This is a genomic window from Haloterrigena salina JCM 13891 (genome assembly GCF_000337495.1).
Taxonomy (GTDB): domain Archaea; phylum Halobacteriota; class Halobacteria; order Halobacteriales; family Natrialbaceae; genus Haloterrigena; species Haloterrigena salina.
The window spans coordinates 23369-39643 of record NZ_AOIS01000011.1; the positions used below are offsets into that span (position 1 = coordinate 23369).

General features: G+C 67.8%; 18 protein-coding genes and 1 pseudogene. 10 read left to right on the top strand and 9 right to left on the bottom strand.

Annotation, left to right across the window (positions count from 1 at the left end):
- Nucleotides 1-19: 19 nt before the first annotated feature.
- Together C477_RS01955 and C477_RS01960 are read left to right on the top strand one after the other, a co-directional pair.
- Nucleotides 20-796 carry an ICP22 family protein gene (locus tag C477_RS01955; RefSeq protein ID WP_008892747.1) on the top strand — a complete coding sequence of 259 codons (777 nt, stop codon included), beginning with the start codon at nucleotides 20-22 and terminating at the stop codon, nucleotides 794-796.
- A 139-nt stretch (nucleotides 797-935) separates the two neighbouring features.
- Nucleotides 936-1865: an NAD-dependent epimerase/dehydratase family protein gene (locus C477_RS01960; protein WP_008892748.1), complete on the top strand. Its 930-nt coding sequence runs from the start codon at nucleotides 936-938 to the stop codon at nucleotides 1863-1865.
- A 1-nt stretch (nucleotide 1866) separates the two neighbouring features.
- Here the strand turns inward: C477_RS01960 and C477_RS01965 are convergent, their stop codons facing one another.
- Nucleotides 1867-2478, bottom strand: a complete 612-nt coding sequence (locus C477_RS01965) for a class I SAM-dependent methyltransferase (protein ID WP_239641832.1) — start codon at nucleotides 2476-2478, stop codon at nucleotides 1867-1869.
- 89 nt (nucleotides 2479-2567) lie between these two features.
- Nucleotides 2568-2861 carry a DUF7521 family protein gene (locus tag C477_RS01970; protein WP_049914174.1) on the bottom strand — a complete coding sequence of 98 codons (294 nt, stop codon included), beginning with the start codon at nucleotides 2859-2861 and terminating at the stop codon, nucleotides 2568-2570.
- 145 nt (nucleotides 2862-3006) lie between these two features.
- Here C477_RS01970 and C477_RS01975 point away from each other — a divergent pair, with 145 nt between their 5' ends.
- A complete protein-coding gene (locus C477_RS01975; protein ID WP_008892751.1) occupies nucleotides 3007-3297 on the top strand; it encodes a CDGSH iron-sulfur domain-containing protein in 291 nt (96 codons plus the stop codon).
- Between the two features lie 20 nt (nucleotides 3298-3317).
- Here C477_RS01975 and C477_RS01980 read toward each other — a convergent pair whose 3' ends face one another.
- From C477_RS01980 to C477_RS01990, 3 genes are read right to left on the bottom strand one after another with little or no spacing between them, the layout of a single operon-like run.
- A complete protein-coding gene (locus C477_RS01980; protein ID WP_008892752.1) occupies nucleotides 3318-5813 on the bottom strand; it encodes a heavy metal translocating P-type ATPase in 2496 nt (831 codons plus the stop codon).
- 2 nt (nucleotides 5814-5815) lie between these two features.
- Nucleotides 5816-6622: a sulfite exporter TauE/SafE family protein gene (locus C477_RS01985; RefSeq protein ID WP_008892753.1), complete on the bottom strand. Its 807-nt coding sequence runs from the start codon at nucleotides 6620-6622 to the stop codon at nucleotides 5816-5818.
- Nucleotides 6623-6650: 28 nt separating this feature from the next.
- Nucleotides 6651-6866, bottom strand: a complete 216-nt coding sequence (locus tag C477_RS01990; protein ID WP_008892754.1) for a hypothetical protein — start codon at nucleotides 6864-6866, stop codon at nucleotides 6651-6653.
- Nucleotides 6867-6966: 100 nt separating this feature from the next.
- On the opposite strand from C477_RS01990, the gene C477_RS01995 reads away from it, so the two are divergent.
- The 4 genes and pseudogenes from C477_RS01995 to C477_RS02010 all read left to right on the top strand — a co-directional run bounded on the left by C477_RS01995 (nucleotide 6967) and on the right by C477_RS02010 (nucleotide 9932).
- On the top strand, nucleotides 6967-7203 hold the full coding sequence (locus C477_RS01995; RefSeq protein ID WP_008892755.1) for a hypothetical protein: 237 nt from the start codon (nucleotides 6967-6969) through the stop codon (nucleotides 7201-7203).
- Nucleotides 7200-7972, top strand: a pseudogene (locus C477_RS02000) (cytochrome c oxidase subunit II). Before C477_RS01995 ends, C477_RS02000 begins: the two are co-directional and overlap by 4 nt.
- Nucleotides 7959-9716, top strand: a complete 1758-nt coding sequence (locus C477_RS02005; protein ID WP_008892757.1) for a b(o/a)3-type cytochrome-c oxidase subunit 1 — start codon at nucleotides 7959-7961, stop codon at nucleotides 9714-9716. Before C477_RS02000 ends, C477_RS02005 begins: the two are co-directional and overlap by 14 nt.
- Complete coding sequence (locus tag C477_RS02010) at nucleotides 9717-9932, top strand: hypothetical protein (protein ID WP_008892758.1); 216 nt, start codon at nucleotides 9717-9719, stop codon at nucleotides 9930-9932.
- A 124-nt stretch (nucleotides 9933-10056) separates the two neighbouring features.
- On the opposite strand, the gene C477_RS02015 is transcribed toward C477_RS02010, so the two are convergent.
- Both C477_RS02015 and C477_RS02020 read right to left on the bottom strand, forming a co-directional pair.
- Nucleotides 10057-10878, bottom strand: a complete 822-nt coding sequence (locus C477_RS02015; protein ID WP_049914142.1) for a DUF7344 domain-containing protein — start codon at nucleotides 10876-10878, stop codon at nucleotides 10057-10059.
- Between the two features lie 208 nt (nucleotides 10879-11086).
- The gene (locus C477_RS02020; protein WP_008892760.1) at nucleotides 11087-11398 is read right to left on the bottom strand and encodes a DUF7091 family protein; all 312 of its coding nucleotides are present in this window, start codon (nucleotides 11396-11398) and stop codon (nucleotides 11087-11089) included.
- Between the two features lie 144 nt (nucleotides 11399-11542).
- On the opposite strand from C477_RS02020, the gene C477_RS02025 reads away from it, so the two are divergent.
- The 3 genes from C477_RS02025 (at nucleotide 11543) to C477_RS02035 (ending at nucleotide 14480) form a co-directional block, all read left to right on the top strand.
- The gene (locus C477_RS02025) at nucleotides 11543-12790 is read left to right on the top strand and encodes a sulfite oxidase (RefSeq protein WP_008892761.1); all 1248 of its coding nucleotides are present in this window, start codon (nucleotides 11543-11545) and stop codon (nucleotides 12788-12790) included.
- 117 nt (nucleotides 12791-12907) lie between these two features.
- Nucleotides 12908-13837 carry a nucleic acid-binding protein gene (locus tag C477_RS02030; RefSeq protein WP_008892762.1) on the top strand — a complete coding sequence of 310 codons (930 nt, stop codon included), beginning with the start codon at nucleotides 12908-12910 and terminating at the stop codon, nucleotides 13835-13837.
- 1 nt (nucleotide 13838) lies between these two features.
- On the top strand, nucleotides 13839-14480 hold the full coding sequence (locus C477_RS02035; RefSeq protein ID WP_008892763.1) for an RPA family protein: 642 nt from the start codon (nucleotides 13839-13841) through the stop codon (nucleotides 14478-14480).
- Nucleotides 14481-14552: 72 nt separating this feature from the next.
- On the opposite strand, the gene C477_RS02040 is transcribed toward C477_RS02035, so the two are convergent.
- A complete protein-coding gene (locus tag C477_RS02040) occupies nucleotides 14553-15236 on the bottom strand; it encodes an alpha/beta hydrolase (RefSeq protein WP_008892764.1) in 684 nt (227 codons plus the stop codon).
- A complete protein-coding gene (locus tag C477_RS02045; protein ID WP_008892765.1) occupies nucleotides 15233-16240 on the bottom strand; it encodes a VOC family protein in 1008 nt (335 codons plus the stop codon). Before C477_RS02045 ends, C477_RS02040 begins: the two co-directional genes overlap by 4 nt.
- Between the last annotated feature and the right edge of the window lie 35 nt (nucleotides 16241-16275).

Here is a 16275-nt window from a genome sequence, read left to right on the forward strand (position 1 = left end):
ACGCTCACCACGATTCACCATGTCCTCTCACAGCACCGATACGGCCGACCTCGAGGCGACGTACGGAACCGACGAGACGGACTCGCAGGCCGATTCGAGCGGGGTCCTTCCAACTATCCTCACCCAAATCCAGAACGGAACCGTCCCGATACTGACCGGTACCGCCCTGCTCGTCGATGCGGTCCGGTCGGCGGGACGGAGTCGACGCCGCGCCAGTCTCCGCGCGTTCGCCGGAGGCGCACTGCTCGGAATCGGCCTCCGAAAACGGCGCTCGAGCGACGACGCACTCGGACCGACGGGCGACGAGTCGGGCGCGTACGACGGCACCGAGTCGATCGGGATCAGCGACGAGGGAGGCGGGGGTTCGGACGACGCTCGAGCCAACCGCGAGCGCTCCGACGTGCTCCACGAGTCCGAGGCGAACCCTCGCGGCGTGTCGGGGGAGCCCGACGTCGAGACCGAGACCGCTCCCGACGAAGGGGACGTTCGGTTCACGACGGACCGAGACGGGGACGCGTCGCCGAAGCCGCACCTCGAGGGGACCGACGAGGATCCGCGCCGCGCCGAGTCGGATCCGGAGACGGACGACGACCACGTCGAGGTCGACCTCTCGGCGGCCGCGATGGCCGACGAGGCCAGCGAGGCGACGGGCCCCGATCCGGAGCAGGCCTACCCCTCGCTCGAGGGGACCGACCCCGAACCGATGGCGGAGGAGGCGCCGCCGCGGGGCGACCACGAAGCCGATTCGGCCGCCGATTCCGAGGGTGACGACGGCGAGCGCGACGACGAGCGCTAGACAAACGACGCAACAACCGAGTGACGCGGCGTCGGCCGCTGACGACCGCGTTGTAATCACGGCAGCCGGATTCCGCCGTCTCCCTTCTCGAGGTGCAGTTTGGAACCACGGTTTAGTGGGTGACCGTTGGACGACCGGTATGGCCGAGACCGAGCTATCGACGCCGGAGTTCGAGTACGATATCGAGAGTGCGATCGTCACGGGGGCGACCGGCGACGTCGGGTCGTGGGTCGTCGACCAACTGGCGGATCGCGGCGTCGACGTCGTCGGCGTCGATTTCGATCGCCCCGACGGCGTGCGCGCCAACGTCGACTTTCGGGCCGTCGACCTGACCGAGGGCGTCGACACCTGGGAGACGATCGCCGAGGTCGATCCCGACGCCGTCGTCCACCTGGCGGCGCTCTCGGATCCCCTCGAGAACCCATCGACGCGGCTCTTCGAGAACAACGTCACGAGCGCGTACAACGTCCTGCAGGCGGCCGGCCGCGAGGGGATCGACGTCGTCTGGTCGTCCTCGCAGGCGACCTACGGCGCGCTGTTCGCGGCGTCGACGTGGACGCCGGACTACCTGCCGATCGACGAGGCCCACGACCGCCGGCCCGAGGACGCCTACGGGCTCTCGAAGGTCTGTGGCGAGGAGATCGCGAAATCGATGGCCCGCCGGTACGGGATCTCGGTCGCGACGATCCGGCCGGCGACGATCTTTTCGCCGACGAAGGAGCGAGCGCGACCGACCGAGGACGGCTCGGACCTCTCGAGCGAGGAGCCGACCGGCAATTTCGCGTCCTACGTCGACGTGCGCGACGTCGCGCGAATGATCGAAGCGGCGCTGGCGGCCGACCTCGAGGGTCACGAGGAGTTCCTCTGCGTCGCCGACGAGAACTACCTCGGGCGGCCGACCGCGGAGCTCGTCGAGACGGTCTGCGGGTCGATCCCCCGCGGGGTCGACCTCGAGGGCAAGGAGTCGGCGCTGTCGAACGCGAAGGCCGCCGACGTGCTCGGTTGGACGCCTGCCCACACCTGGCACGAAGGGGCCGACGAGGACGTGTCGGGACCGACGTGGCTGTAACTCAGGCGTCGTCGGGCGACGGGGAAAGCTGCGGGCGCCACCGCGGAACGTCCGTTTCGTTCCGGGCGACCAGCGTGACGCGCGGCTCGTCTCCGATCCGGTGTTCGGCGTAGTACAGAATCGCGAGGTCCGAACACGCCGCCAGCAGTTCGTTCGAATCGAACCGGAACCGATCGCCCGGGCCGGCGTCGCGCTCCGCCGACGCGAGGTAGTGTTCGTAACAGAGGACGCCCCCGGGCGCGAGGGCGTCGATCAGGGCCGGCAGCCGATCGCGCGCGTCGAAGAAACTCACCGTCACGAGGTCGTAGCTCCCCTCGAGAACGCAGTAGCGATCGGCGTCGGCCAGAATCCAGTTGACGGTCGTCCCGCGTTCGCTCGCCCGCTCGCGGGCCCGCGAGAGCTTCGCGTTCGAGAGATCGACGGCGTCGACGATCCAACCGCGCTCCGCCAGAGCGAGGGCGTTCCGACCGGTGCCGGTGGCGACGTCGAAGGCCCGTCCGGGGGGCAGTTCCTCGACGACCGACCGAACGACCGGCGCGAGTCCGTCCGATCCGACGGCGTCGCCTCGAGACGGGCCCGAACCCGACCGAGCGGCGTCGTGGTCTTCGGTCACGGCTCGCACTCGCGGGACGCAGCGCCTTAGTTTCTCGCGGGATTCGACGATCGCTCGTCCCGTCGTCAGCACGGTGTGCCGTCGCCGCGCTACGTCACGTACAGCGAGTAGGCGATGATGACGAAGCCCACGAGCATCAGGAGGCTCTCGAGCAGGATACCCATCATCAGCGAGACCCCGAGAATTTCGTACAGCAGCCCGGCTAGCACGAGGCCGAGCGTGACGAGGCCGAAGCCGGCGGCCAGGAGTCCGAGCGCGCGCTGGCGCGTCCGGCGGTAGGCTTTGAACGCGAGAAAGGTGATGAAACTGCCCACGAGCAGGATGAGGGTCTTGACGACGGCAAGCGAGATGGCGATCGACGTTCCTGCGTCGTGGAAACTCATGGTATCCGTACGTCGAAAATTACGAACGGGAACCAAGTAGCTTGCGTTCACGACGAACCAGCCGGCTACGACCGCGGTCTCGAGGCGAATCGAACCGACGCGCGGACACCCGAGTCTTTTGCCCGCCGGTCCCGAACCGACGGCCATGACGCGATTGGTCGAACTCGAGGAGACGGGACCGAGAAAGCTCGAGCCGTCTGATATCGACGACGAGAAGGGAGACGTCGCGGTCTGTCGGTGCGGCCTGTCGGAGTCGTTTCCGTTCTGCGACGGGAGCCACCGACGGACCCGCGACGAGGAGCCGGAGACGACCTACGTCTACGAGGACGGCGAGCGTCGGGTCGTCGAGCGAGTCGTGACCGAAGACGGGGCGGTCGGCGGCGACGGCACTGGGGATGCCGACACCGACGGCGATGACGACGCCAGCGCCGAATAGGGTTCGCCACCGGAGTTACCCTACCGCATCGAGCGCGAGGAGTTGAGCACGACCAGCAGGCTGCTCGCGGCCATCGCGACGGCGGCGAAGAGGGGGTTCAGCAGGCCGGCGACCGCCAGTGGGATCGCCACCGCGTTGTAGCAAAACGCCCAGCCGAGGTTCTGGCGGATGCGCCGGTGCGTGCTCGCGGCAATCTCGAGCGTCTCGCCGACGGCCTCGAGGTCGTCGCCGACGATCACCGCGTCGGCCGCGTCGGTCGCGAGTCGGGTCCCGCCGCCCATCGCGATGCCGACGTCGGCGGCGGCCAGCGCGGGCGCGTCGTTGCTCCCGTCGCCGACCATCGCGACCGTCCCCCGCGCCCGGAGGCGGTCGACGGTCTCGGCTTTCGCCTCCGGCGGGACGCCCGCGAAGACCTCGTCGACGCCGTCGACCGCGCGGAACCGCTCGGCGGCCGGCCCCTCGTCGCCGGTGAGGACGACGATCTCGCGACCCGACGAGAGCGCCTCGAGCGCTGCATCCAGTTCCTCGCGTTCCGAGTCGCCGACCGCGACGACGCCGCGGACCCGACCGTCCCAGCCGACGGCGGCGGGGACGCGTCCGACTGCGCGGGCGTCCTCGATCGGGGACTCGAGGGCATCGGGAACCGATAGCCCGCGATCGCGGCAGAAGTCGGGGTGGCCGACGACGACGCGCTCGCCGTCGACGACGCCGCTGACGCCGCGGTCGGCTCGCTCGAACGAGTCGACGGCCGTCGTGGACTCCTCGGCGCCGGCCGCGGTCCCACCGTCATTTTCGGCCTCGAGACCACCGCCGTCGGCCGCGGCGACGGGCGCCGCCTCGACGACGGCGGCGGCGATCGGGTGGTCCGACAGCGATTCGACCGCGCCGGCTCGCCGAAGTAACTCGTCCGAGTCGGCCCCGTCGACGACGTGGACGTCCTCGACGGCCATTTCCCCGGTCGTCAGCGTCCCCGTCTTGTCTAGCACGACGACGTCGACGTCCGGGGCGTCCTCGAAGATCGTCTCCGCGGCGACGACGATCCCGCGCTTCGCGGCGGCCTGCACCCCTGCGGCGATCGCCAGCGGCGTCGCCAGCCCGAGCGCGCAGGGACAGGAGACGATGACGACCGTCAGCCCGATCAGGAGGGCGGTCGACGGACTCGAGCCGGTCGCGAGCAGGACGGCGGCCGTACAGACGGCGAGGGCGACGACCAGCGGGACGAACACCGTCGCGAGCTTGTCCGCGAGCCGCTGGACGCCGGGTCGGGAGCTCTGGATCGACCAGAGCAGCGAGACGAGCCGGTCGAGGGTGCTCTCGGCCTCGTCGCCGACCCCGAGGACGATCGGCGCGTCGGTGACGACGGTGCCGCCGCGGAGTTCGTCGCCGGGAGTCTTCCGAACGGGCAGGGACTCGCCGGTGACCAGCGACTCGTCGACGGCCGCGGACCCCTCGAGGACCTCGCCGTCGAGGGGGACCCGCTCTCCGGGCCGGACGAGCAGCCGATCACCGGGCTCCACGGCCTCGAGCGGAATCGTCTCGCCGCTCTCGAGGCGGGCCTCGTCGACCTGGCGTTCGGTCAGCTCCGAGAGCAACCCCGTCGCACGGCGTTTGACCGCCCGCTCGTAGTGGGTGCCCGCGGTGACGACGAGGACGACGGCGACGGTGACATCGAAGTAGAGGTGGCTCTCCCCGAGGAGGATCGCGACCGCGCTGTAGCCGTACGAGCCGAGCGCGGCCGTCGCGACGAGCAGGTCCATGTTCGGCCGACCCGCCCGGAGGCTGACGGACGCGCCCCGGAGGATCGGATACCCGGTGTAGAAGAGGATGAACGACGTGAACGCCCAGATGTTCGCGGACAGAAACGCGAGCTCGTAGCCGCCGAAGGCGACGACCGGCTCGAGGTCGAAGTAGGTCGGGTAGAGAAAGAGGACATACCACACCATGACCATCATGCCGAAGAAGCCGCCGAGCAGCAGCCGGGCGAGCCCGTCGTCGTCGCCCGCGTCGCCGTCGGCGGCCGATCGATCGGCCGCGGTGTAGCCGTAGCCCGAGACGATTTCGGGGAGGTCGTCGGCCGCGAGCCGGTCGGGATCGTAGACGATCCGGATCGTGTCCGTCGCGTAACTCGCCGTCGCGCCCAGCACGCCCGCCTCGCGCTCGGCGACCGACTCGAGAAACGCCTCGCAGGTCGAACAGTGCATCCCGTCGACCGCGAGGAAGGCGTCCTCGCCGTCGAGGTCGTCGAGGTCGCGGCCGCCCGCCGCGTCCGCCCCGTCCAGCCGCGATCGGACCGCCGCCTCATCTGGACCGTCATCGCGTCGCTCGAGGGTTCGCGCGACCTCGAGACAGCCCCGGCAGCAGTAGGTGCCGTCGGCGTCGGGGTCGGGGTCGGTGATCGGCGTCGACGGAAGCGGCAGGTCACAGAGGTCACAGCCGTCGCTCCCGTCGACTGGCGACGGCGATTCGGGCGCGTGTGGGCGTTCGGACGAGTCTGGGTTCCGTGAGTCTGGGCACATCGTTAGAACGGTGGTGCGAACGGCAGCGGCGGGTGGGGCAGATGGATTCCGTACAGCATCAGTCCGTGCGAGAGCGGGACGTAGCCAAGGACGACGAAGGCGGCGCCGAGCCCGCGGTGGAGGCGGACGCGCGTCGACGACTCGAGGGCGGTCAGGACGGTACCGTAGGCGAACAGCGTCGGGATCGTTCCGAGCCCGAGGACGGCGAGCGAGAGCGCCCCGCGGGTCGGCGAGCCGACCGCGAACGCGTAGAGGTATGCCGGGTAGATGATCGGACACGGCATGAGTCCGTGGACCGCGCCGAGGGCGGCGATCCCCGGCGATGTCGCGAGTCGGTCGATCCGATTCGAGAGCAGCGTCGAGAGGCGCCGGAACAGCGTCCCGACGAGGGGGAGATCGTGACCGGGGACGGCCGTCCGCCCGCGGACGTAGTAGAGTCCGCTCGCGATGATGGCGATCCCGACGAGGATTCCCGTCGCGCCCCTGACGGAGTCGCCGACCGCGGCGACGGCCTCGCTCGAGGCGACCGTCGCCGCGCCGAGGAGGCCGAAGAGGGCCCCGATCGTCGCGTAGCTCGCCGTCCGTCCGAGGTTGAACAGCGCGTGCTGGCGCACCTCGTAGCCGGTGAGCGTATCGTCGCGGCGCTTGTCGCCGGCGGCGCCGATCCGGTCGGCGTAAGCCGTTACCAGCGGCCCGCACATCCCCAGGCAGTGAGCGCCGGCGAGCAGGCCGACGACGAAGAGGACGACCAGGTCCGCGTGCTCGAGGCCGAGCCCCGGCCCGGCGCTCGCGAGTGCTGCGAGGGTCATCTCCGGCCGTCGTTCGGTCGCCGAGGCGTCACCTGGCGGCCCCGTTTTCGCTCGCGGCGTGATCGCCGTGTGATCCCTCGACCGGCGACATCGCGAGGTACAGCGAGCCGATGATCACCGCGACGTTGACCGCGCTGACGAGACCGGCGACGCCCGAGTTCGTGGCTCCGTAGACGAGAACCGGAACGACCGCGAGTAGCCCGACGGCCGCCGCGTGTCGCGGCGTAACTGTCTCGAGGGTCATAGCTGTCTCTCGGGCAGTCATCGGCTTAATACCTCGAGTTGTTTTCATCGGACGGGAATTACGATCGGTCGTAAGGTGCCGCTGTTCCCTACCAACGCGTATGAGTTCAGCGACAGAACAACGGACGACCGATCAGGCTACCGAGACCGATTCTGGGGAGACCGGTCCGGTTCGCACGATCGGTCACGACGAGTACGATCCGATCGGGACGCTGATCCTGATCGCGATCTACTTCGCGATACTGGTACTGCTGTGGCTGTTCATGTACTTCGTCGAGTTCCTCGGTAACGGGCCGACCGTCGTCGGGACGCTCGTGACGGTGGTGGGGCTGGCATGAACATTCACACCTACGAGAAGCTCTGGCTGGCCGCAGCGATGGTGTTGATCGTCGGCTTCATCGCGACGATCACGTACGGCGCCGTCGGGCCCGGCGTCTCGATGGTCGACGACGACGGCGGCTCGATCGACCCCGACGCGATCAGCGATCACGAGCGGTTCGGCGACACCGGCGTCACACACGTCGGCGGGAACGAGTACGAGGTCGACGTCGTCGCGCAGGCGTGGTCGTACTCGCCGGGCGAGATCGAGGTGCCGGCGGGCAGCGAGGTGACGTTCTACGTCACGAGCCGGGACGTGACCCACAGCTTCTCCGTGGTCGGAACGAACATCAACACGATGGTCATCCCCGGCGAGGTCTCGCAGATGACCGTCGAGTTCGACGAACCGGGCGAGTACGGCATTCTCTGTAACGAGTACTGCGGACAGGGCCACCACAATATGGAGGGCAAGCTGACCGTCGTTCCCGAAGACGAGTTCAACATGACCGAACTGGACGTCGAGGCCCCCAGCGAGGTCGAGGCGGGCAACGAGACGACGATCAACGCGACCGTCAGCGACGGGATGCAGACCGATTTCGAGACGACCGTGACCCTCGAGATCGGCGACCAGCAGTACGAAGAAGACGTCGCGATCTCCGGCGATGGCAGCGAGTCCGTCGAGTTCGCGGTCGACACNCCCGCTCAGAGATGTGTATAAGAGACAGGCGCGGGACGCTCACCGTCGTGGACGGTGACGGCGGCTCCGACGGGGGTGATGGCGATGCGTAACGCCTACGTCGATCAGTTCCCCGCGGAAGCGAAGGTGATCAAGGCCGCGTTCTGGAGTTCGTTCCTCGCGCTGGCCATCGGCGGCCTGCTCGGACTCGTGCAGGCGCTCCACCGGACGGACGTCGTCCGGTTCATCGATTCGGCGGACTACTACACCGTGTTGACCGCCCACGGCGTCCTGCTGGCGATCACATTCACGATCTTCTTCCTCGTGGGCATCTTCACCTGGGCGGTGACGACCAGCCTCGAGCGGGGCGTCGTCGACACCCGCTTCACCTGGTCGTGGTACGCCATGATGGTCGTCGGCACGGTGCTGGTCGGCGTCACGATCTTCGCCGGCTTCCTCGAGGACGCGCCGGAGATCCTGGGCGCGCCGCTGAACGCGGACGTCCTCTTTACGTTCTACGCGCCGCTGCAGGCTCACCCCTTCTTCTACGTCGGACTGGTGCTGTTCGTCGTCGGCTCTTGGCTCGCCGGCGTCGACTGGTTCCGGACGTGGTGGGCCTGGCGGGGCGAGAACCCCGACGAGCGCATCCCGCTGCCGACGTTCATGGTGTTGACGACGACGCTGTTCTGGTACATCTGCACGTTCGGCGTCGCCCTGTCGATCCTCGTGTTCCTCCTGCCGTGGTCGCTGGGGATCGTCGACTCCGTCAATCCGCTGCTGACTCGAACGCTGTTCTGGTACTTCGGCCACGCCGTCGTCTACTTCTGGCTGATGCCGGCGTACATGATGTGGTACATCATGCTGCCGAAGCTCTCCGGCGGGAAGCTGTTCAGCGACCCGCTCGCACGTGTCGTCTTCGTGCTGTTCCTGCTGCTCTCGACGCCGCTGGGCATCCACCACCAGTATCTGGATCCCGGCATCGCGGAGGGGTACAAGTTCATCGCGATGACGAACACGATGTTCCTCCTGCTGCCGAGCCTGCTGACCGCGTTCACCGTCGTCGCGAGCATGGAACACGGCGCGCGCCAGCGCGGCGGCGAGGGCTACCTCGGCTGGCTCAGAGCCCTACCGTGGCGCGATCCGGTCTTCACCGGCATGGCGCTGGCGGGGCTGATGTTCGCCGCGGCCGGCTTCTCCGGCATGATCAACGCGGGAATGAACATCAACTACCTCGTCCACAACACCTGGTGGGTCGTCGGGCACTTCCACCTCACCGTCGGCACCGCCGTCGCGCTGACGTTCATGGCCGCGGCCTACTGGTTCATCCCGCAGGTGACCGGCAAGGCGCTGTGGAACCGTTCCGTCGCGCTGGGCCAGGTCCTGCTGTGGTTCATCGGCATGACGTTCATGTCGAACGCGATGCACCGCTCGGGGCTGTTCGGGATGCCCCGCCGGACCGCCGAACCGCAGTACTCCGGCTTCGAGTTCGAACCCGCCGCCGGGACCGTCGGTGAGATCAACGCGCAGGTCGCCCTCGGCGCCGTGATCCTGACCGTCTCGCTTGCCCTGTTCCTCCTGAACATGGTCCTGACGTCGTTCAACGGGTCCAGCGACGCCATCCCGGACAACACCTACGCCGGAACGCTCTCGGGTCCCGAGGACGCGCCCGAGATCCTCGACAACCTCAAGCTCTGGACCGCCATCGCCATCGTCCTCGTGATCTTCGCGTACACGCTCCCGGTGGCGAGCATCGTCGAGAACGGCGGCCTCTTCGGCCCCGGAATCGAGGGACAACAGCTCACGCTCGTCCCTGATACCGCGACCGTCCTCGAGACCGTCCGGGAGGTGATGCCGTAGATGCGCGTCTCCAAGGCCGGCCTGCTCGTCGTCGCGGCGATCGTCATCCCGATCGTCGTCGAATTCCGCACCGCCCTCTCGTGGTTCGGAATCGAGCTCTCGGTCCTCGAAGGGGTCGCCCTCGCCGTCACGATCGTCCTCGCGATCGTCGTCTGGGCGGTGTGGCCGTCCGACGGGAACGGCAACGCCGAGACCGAACCCACGGACCCCGAGTGATCGGGCGCGGCGACCGACGCCCCGACCGGGAGTTGAGGGCGATTTCTTTCCTGGAGGCGTGTGAAAACCGCGGTGCGTACAGGGAACGCCGGTATCGAACGCTTCGACGCGACGAGACCGAAGCTTACGTTTCGAACGGAAGACTTCCGAGAAACTCGTCGCTCTGATAATCGAGATGGTCCAGTCGAGGGCCGAGCAGTTCCCGCGTGAGGACCACCAGCGGATTGGTCTGGCCCTCTCCGATCATCGCGACCTCCGTTCTCGATCCGGTGGCGTCCTCGTCCCAGAGGCCGACGACGACGGTCTCCCGATCGGCGACGATGAGCCGACTCACCTTGGGATAGTTCGCCCGTTCGTACATCCAATCCATCTGTGGCTCCCAGATCGTCGCTTCCGGGAGGCGCTCCCGAAAGAACTCTCGAGCAGCGTCGTTTTTCGTCCCGGCGTGAAGGTCGACGCCTCGGTCGATGGCGTTCTCCGCGTGCGGGACACACGCTTCGTCGAGTAACTCGTCGGACGCGTAGATCAGAAAGAGTTCGTCGTCGGCTCTGTCGGCCAGCTCCCGGCAATAGTCGTACACCGCTTTGCGACCCTCGAGCCGCCCGACGGTATGCTCGTCCAGTCTCCGTCCCGTCCCGAACTGCGAGAGCAGTTCGTCGAGCGCTTCGACGTCCATCCAGTCGACGTCATCCGCCGATCGACGGCCGGTGGTGACGATATTTTCATCGTGGTCGTACGCGACGAACCCGACTTCGTCGAGTCGGGGAAGGTACTCGTGGTGGAGCGAAACGATCGTCCGCTCGAGTTCCTGTTCGTCCGCCGAAGCGAGGTGTTCAGCGAGTTCTGTTATGGAGAGGCCGCGAGGAGACTCATTGAGAGCGGTTAAAATTTCACGATTAGTGGCATCTATGAGTAGTCGAATGATTTCTTCGTCTTCTGACCCCATTACTGATGGATATTCCCGTGCGGGTGTTAAAAACCAGGTTTCTATTCAGCCATGTTATTATAGGATCATAGCCTATCAATTTTTGCTGAGAGTCATCATCGTTCGCACTCAGAACCCACATATGTGTCTACCAAATTGGACGATTCGGTTCCGAGAATAACTTCGAAGAACGAAACCGTGTTACCGGCTGCCGGAACCGTGACGGTCGCTACCACGTCTCGATCCGTCCCTCGCGGACGTCCTCCGCACAGCCCTCGCAGTCGGGATGGCCCGCTTCGAAACACGCCGGCCGGTACTGGTCGTCGAGCATCGCCGCCCGCTGTTCGGCGTAACGCCGGCAGACGATCTTCGCCCGTCCCGCCTCGTCCGACGGCAGGCTGCGGGCGTTTTTCGCCACTTCGTAGGCCTCGCGGGCCTCCTCGAGTTGCTCGCCCGTCGAGCCCCGAACCTGTTCGTACTGCTCGCCAGCCTCCTGAAGCTTCGAGCGCAGGAACCGCTCGAGCCGACGACGATCCGCCATTGGCACGTGATTCGGTCGCCGGCCACATAGTCCCGTCGCCGCCGTTCAGCGATTCGTTACGCGGGAACAGTCTCGGCCGGTCGACGACGAGCGACCGCTCGAGCCGGGGCGAAGGGTTTTGCCAGCTCGTGTCGTGTGGTGACTATGAGCACGGAGCAGCCTCGCGAGAGTCGCCGCGACGAAATCGATACGATCCTCGAGCGGAAGGACGGCGGCGTCCGCGAAACCCGCGACGAGGCCGACAAGTACACCGTCGTCGGTGCGGCCGACAGGCGAACCTACGCGAACTGGCTGACGCCCGTCGAGGAGCACTTCGTCTGCCACCGCAACGACATTCCCGACGCCGACGCGGACTCGTGGACGGTCTCACTGACGGGAGGACTCGACGACGAGTACTCGCTGTCGGACCTGAACGACGAGTTTCCGACGGTCGCGGTGGCCCACACGATGGAGTGTGCCGGAAACGGCCGCGGACAGCACCGACCGGAGACGGGGAGCGTCCAGTGGGGGTTCGAGGCCGCCGGGACGGCGATCTGGACCGGGACGCCGCTCAGTTCGATACTACGCGGTCGGCTGGACGACGCGGACGGCGACGCGTGGCTCACGGCCGTCGGCGGCGACCCCTCGGACGGCGACGACGTCTTCGCGCGGTCGATCCCCCTCTCGAAGGCGCTCGAGGACTGCATCCTCGCCACGGAGATGAACGGCCGGCCGCTCCCCCGCGAGCACGGCTTTCCGGTTCGGCTGATCGTCCCCGGCTGGTACGGCGTCAACTGCGTCAAGTGGGTCGAGGAACTCCGGCTGATGGATACGATGGTCGTCGACGGCTCGCTGGACCGGCCCGGCGACCACGCCTACTGGCAGCAGGAGGCCTACCGGATGCACCCCGCCGGCGTCGACCCCGAACCGAACGAGACCGTCGAAACGGTCGATACGTGGGCCCAACTCGAGGCGGACGAACCCGACCACCCCTACACGTTCGACCAGACCGTGATGTCGGTCATCGGCGCTCCGGACGGCGACTCCGCAGTGAGCGCTCCCGAGGACGGAACGATCGAGATCACCGGCGTCGCCTGGGCCGGCGACGACGGCGTCGAGCGGGTCGAGGCCTCGACCAACGGCGGCGACACGTGGGCCGACGCGGAGCTGTTCGGGCCCGACTACGCGGGCGCGTGGCGACTGTTCCGCTCCGACTGGGACGCGCGGCCGGGGACGCACGTTCTCTGTTCGCGAGCGACCGACGATCAGGGCCGCCGACAGCCGATGCGGATCTCCAATCCCGACGCCTGGCGCGGCGCGCTCGAGGCCGACGAGTTCCCCTGGAACGAGGGCGGGTACGCCGCGAACGCGGTTCTGCCGAACGCCGTCGAAATCGACGTCGAGTCGACCTAACGGCCCCCTCGATCGGGCTCGCGACGTTCACTTTCACCCCGGTGCCGGTACTTTAAATACTATCGGGCGCGAAACGAGATATGCCTCCCAGTGAAACGAAAGAGGAGGCGTGACACAATGAGCGACGTACGACAGCACGCGGACGACATACACGACCAGTTTTCGGATCACATCGACGTGAGCGTCGACGACGTCGAGGAGCGACTGACGACGCTCGTCGACGAGTACAAGGTCCCCATCGACGAGGCGCGCCGGAGCGTCACCAACCACTACCTCGAAGAGGCCGGCCTCGAGCGAGAGGACATCTCGCAGGGCGGTAGCGAGGAAGTGAACGTCGAGGACATCGACAAGCCCGAACAGTGGATCGACCTCACCGCGAAGGTCATCGAACTCTGGGATCCCCGGAGCGACTCCGTCGCACAGGTCGGCCTGCTGGGCGACCCGACGGGCACGATCAAGTTCACCAAGTGGGCCAAATCGGACCTGCCGTCCCTCGAGGAGGGCGCGGTCTACGACCTTCGCAACGTCGTCACCGACGAGTACCAGGGCCGGTACTCCGTCAAACTCAACTCGACGACGGTGATCGAGGAACTCGACGAGGACATAGAGGTCGGCGACGACACCAGCGAGATCGAGGGCGCCCTCGTGGACATGCAAAGCGGCAGCGGCCTCATCAAGCGCTGCCCGAAAGAGGACTGCACGCGCGTCCTGCAGAACGGCCGCTGTAACGAACACGGCGAGGTCGAAGGCGAGTTCGACCTCCGCATCAAGGCGGTCGTCGACGACGGGATCGACGCCCACGAGGTCATCTTCGACAAGGAGGCCACCGAGGACCTGACGGGCCTGAGCTTAGAGGAGGCCAAGGATATGGCGATGGACGCCCTGGACACGACCATCGTCGCCGACGAGATCCACGAGGACATCGTCGGGACCTACTACCGCATCGAGGGACCGACCTTCGGCCGCTACGTGCTGGCCGACGACGTCGAGGAACTCGACGGGCCCGCCGACGCCGAACAGCTGCTGATCAGAGCGAGGTCGATGTGATATGAGCCAGTCAGAACTCACCCGCGAAGTCGCCCGCCGCGTCTTCGCATCGGAATTCAACGATTCGACGTACACCTTCAAAGAGAGCGACGACGAGCGCGCGCCCAACTACGCGCTGCTCCCGACCGGCGACCGCGCGAACCGCGTGTTCATCGTCGGCACCCTCACGGAAACCGAAGACGTCGGCGAGGACAGCGAGTACTGGCGCGGCCGGGTCGTCGACCCGACCGGGACGTTCTTCGTCTACGCCGGCCAGTACCAGCCCGAGGCCGCCTCGGTGCTCCGGGACACGGAGCCGCCGGAATACGTCTCCATCGTCGGCAAACCCCGTACCTACGAGACCGACGACGGCAGCGTCAACGTCTCCGTTCGCCCCGAATCCATCGCGGTCGTCGACGACGACACCCGCGACCGCTGGGTCGTCGAAACCGCCGAACGAACCCTCGACCGGATCGAGGCCTTCGAGGAGTGGGAAGAAGAACAGGAGGCTCCCGAGAGCGGCTCGACGGCGCCCACCAACGAGTACGCCCAGATGGCCCGCGAGCGCTACGACTCGCCGGTCGTCAACTACCGAAACGACGTGATTCAGGCCCTCGAGCAACTCGAGGACGTCGAGGCCGACGACGCCGAAGCGACGGCCTGAGTTCGGCAACTCCGTTTCGTTCTTTTTCGCGCCGCTCAACCCGAGAGCGACGCATCCGCGTCCGCTCTCCGATCACGCCTCGAGAGCGGTCTCGAGTAGCTCGCCGATCGCCGCGAACTCGTCGTTGGTGACCTCGTGGCCGGTCTCGGGGTAGCGCCGCTCGTCGACCGCGGCGTCGGCTCGTTCGAAGAGTTGCGCCGTCGCGGCGACGCGCGACGGATCGACGTGGGGGTCCTCGGTCCCGTAGCCGAGCAGGACCGGTGTCCCCGCCAGCGAGCCGTCGATATCGGTCGCCTCGAGTTCGGCGTCCGATCCCGGCAGGGTCGCGGAGAGAACGGCGAGCCCGCCGTAGCGGTTCGGGTTCCGGCGGACGTACTCCGCGGCGACGCAGGCGCCCTGCGAGAAGCCCGCGAGGACGGTTTGCTCCGGCGGGATCCCGATCTCCGCCGCGGCCCCGAGAGCGGCGGCCACACAGTCGACGCTCGAGGAGAGCCACGGCTCGTTCTCAGTTCGCGGTGCGGCGGCCGAACGGGGGTACCAGCGGCTCCGCTCGGCCTGCGGGGCGAGGACGGCGAGGCCGTGTCGATATACGGGTTCGAAGAGGTTGACAACGCCCTGGGCCGTCGCGCCGCGACCGTGGCAGACGACGAGCGCGGCCTCGGCGGCCAGCGCGGGCGCACCAGCCGTGAGCAGCGGCTGCCCAGCGTGGGGCCCCGAAACCGAGTCCATCGTCCGACTCGAGTCCCGGCCCGTCATCGGTCGCTACCGGCGTCGGCGCTGTCGGCGGCGCCGGTGTCGCCGTCGCGCGCAGTCGACTCCGGAACCGTCAACTCCGGCAACTGGCTCTCGATCAGGTCCCGATCCCGCTCGAACCAGTCGGGCAGGTGCAGCGACTCGCCGGGGCCGCCCTCGGGACCGGTGGCAGCGACGCCGTCACTCTCGGTCGCCAGTTCGAAGAGGACGCCGCCCGGTTCGCGGACGTACAGCGAGTGGAAGAAGTGGCGGTCCTTGACCCGCGAGACGTCGTGGCCGCGGTCGCCGAAGAGCTCCCGCCACTCGTGGAGTTCGTCCTCGCTCCCGACGCGGACCGCGACGTGGTGCAGGGTTCCGGGGCCCTCGCGGCCGAACTCGGCGGCTCGGTCGAGCACGTCGACGACCGTCGCTCGATCGCCGGCGGCGCGATACCGGGCTCGGTCGTCCAGTTCGGCCTCGTACTCGAAGCCCAGCGTCTCGAGCGTGCTCGCGGTCGCGTAGGGATTGACCGACAGTGTCGAGACGCCGTGGAGCGCGCGGATCGCGGATTCGTCGGGAACCGGGCCGTCGGTCCACGGTTCGACGCCGCTCGGGTCCGGCGCGTCGGGCGGGCCGGCGACGAGTTCCAGTCGCGTCCCGTCGGGATCCTCGAATCGCAGGACGCGCTCCTCGAAGCGCTCGAGCGGGCCCTCGACCGCGACGTCGTGATCGGCGAGTCGGTCCCGCCAGTACTCGAGGGAGCCCGCGGGAACGGCGAACGCGACCGACGCGACCTGCGGTTTGCCGACCCGGCCCGGATCGGTGTGGGGGTCCGGGAAGTGGGTCAGGACCGTCCCCGGCGTGCCGACCGCGTCGCCGAAGTAGAGGTGGTGCTGGAGGATGTCCTCGAAGTTCACCGTCTGGGTCGCGAGGCGAAGGCCGAGGACGCCCGCGTAGAAGTCGACGGCCGTCTGGGCGTCGCCGACCAGTCCCGTGACGTGGTGGAGTCCCGGCGTGTCGGGAGGCATGGTCGACGTTGGGCCTCGAGCGGAATAGCAGGTCG

Bases quoted from the DNA above. Each gene is read 5' to 3' on its own strand.
- C477_RS01955 (WP_008892747.1), top strand. From the start codon at position 20: ATGTCCTCTCACAGCACCGATACGGCCGACCTCGAGGCGACGTACGGA.
- C477_RS01960 (WP_008892748.1), top strand. From the start codon at position 936: ATGGCCGAGACCGAGCTATCGACGCCGGAGTTCGAGTACGATATCGAG.
- C477_RS01970 (WP_049914174.1), bottom strand. From the start codon at position 2,861: ATGAGTTTCCACGACGCAGGAACGTCGATCGCCATCTCGCTTGCCGTC.
- C477_RS01975 (WP_008892751.1), top strand. From the start codon at position 3,007: ATGACGCGATTGGTCGAACTCGAGGAGACGGGACCGAGAAAGCTCGAG.
- C477_RS01980 (WP_008892752.1), bottom strand. From the start codon at position 5,813: ATGTGCCCAGACTCACGGAACCCAGACTCGTCCGAACGCCCACACGCG.
- C477_RS01985 (WP_008892753.1), bottom strand. From the start codon at position 6,622: ATGACCCTCGCAGCACTCGCGAGCGCCGGGCCGGGGCTCGGCCTCGAG.
- C477_RS01990 (WP_008892754.1), bottom strand. From the start codon at position 6,866: ATGACCCTCGAGACAGTTACGCCGCGACACGCGGCGGCCGTCGGGCTA.
- C477_RS01995 (WP_008892755.1), top strand. From the start codon at position 6,967: ATGAGTTCAGCGACAGAACAACGGACGACCGATCAGGCTACCGAGACC.
- C477_RS02005 (WP_008892757.1), top strand. From the start codon at position 7,959: ATGGCGATGCGTAACGCCTACGTCGATCAGTTCCCCGCGGAAGCGAAG.
- C477_RS02010 (WP_008892758.1), top strand. From the start codon at position 9,717: ATGCGCGTCTCCAAGGCCGGCCTGCTCGTCGTCGCGGCGATCGTCATC.
- C477_RS02015 (WP_049914142.1), bottom strand. From the start codon at position 10,878: ATGGGGTCAGAAGACGAAGAAATCATTCGACTACTCATAGATGCCACT.
- C477_RS02020 (WP_008892760.1), bottom strand. From the start codon at position 11,398: ATGGCGGATCGTCGTCGGCTCGAGCGGTTCCTGCGCTCGAAGCTTCAG.
- C477_RS02025 (WP_008892761.1), top strand. From the start codon at position 11,543: ATGAGCACGGAGCAGCCTCGCGAGAGTCGCCGCGACGAAATCGATACG.
- C477_RS02030 (WP_008892762.1), top strand. From the start codon at position 12,908: ATGAGCGACGTACGACAGCACGCGGACGACATACACGACCAGTTTTCG.
- C477_RS02035 (WP_008892763.1), top strand. From the start codon at position 13,839: ATGAGCCAGTCAGAACTCACCCGCGAAGTCGCCCGCCGCGTCTTCGCA.
- C477_RS02040 (WP_008892764.1), bottom strand. From the start codon at position 15,236: ATGACGGGCCGGGACTCGAGTCGGACGATGGACTCGGTTTCGGGGCCC.
- C477_RS02045 (WP_008892765.1), bottom strand. From the start codon at position 16,240: ATGCCTCCCGACACGCCGGGACTCCACCACGTCACGGGACTGGTCGGC.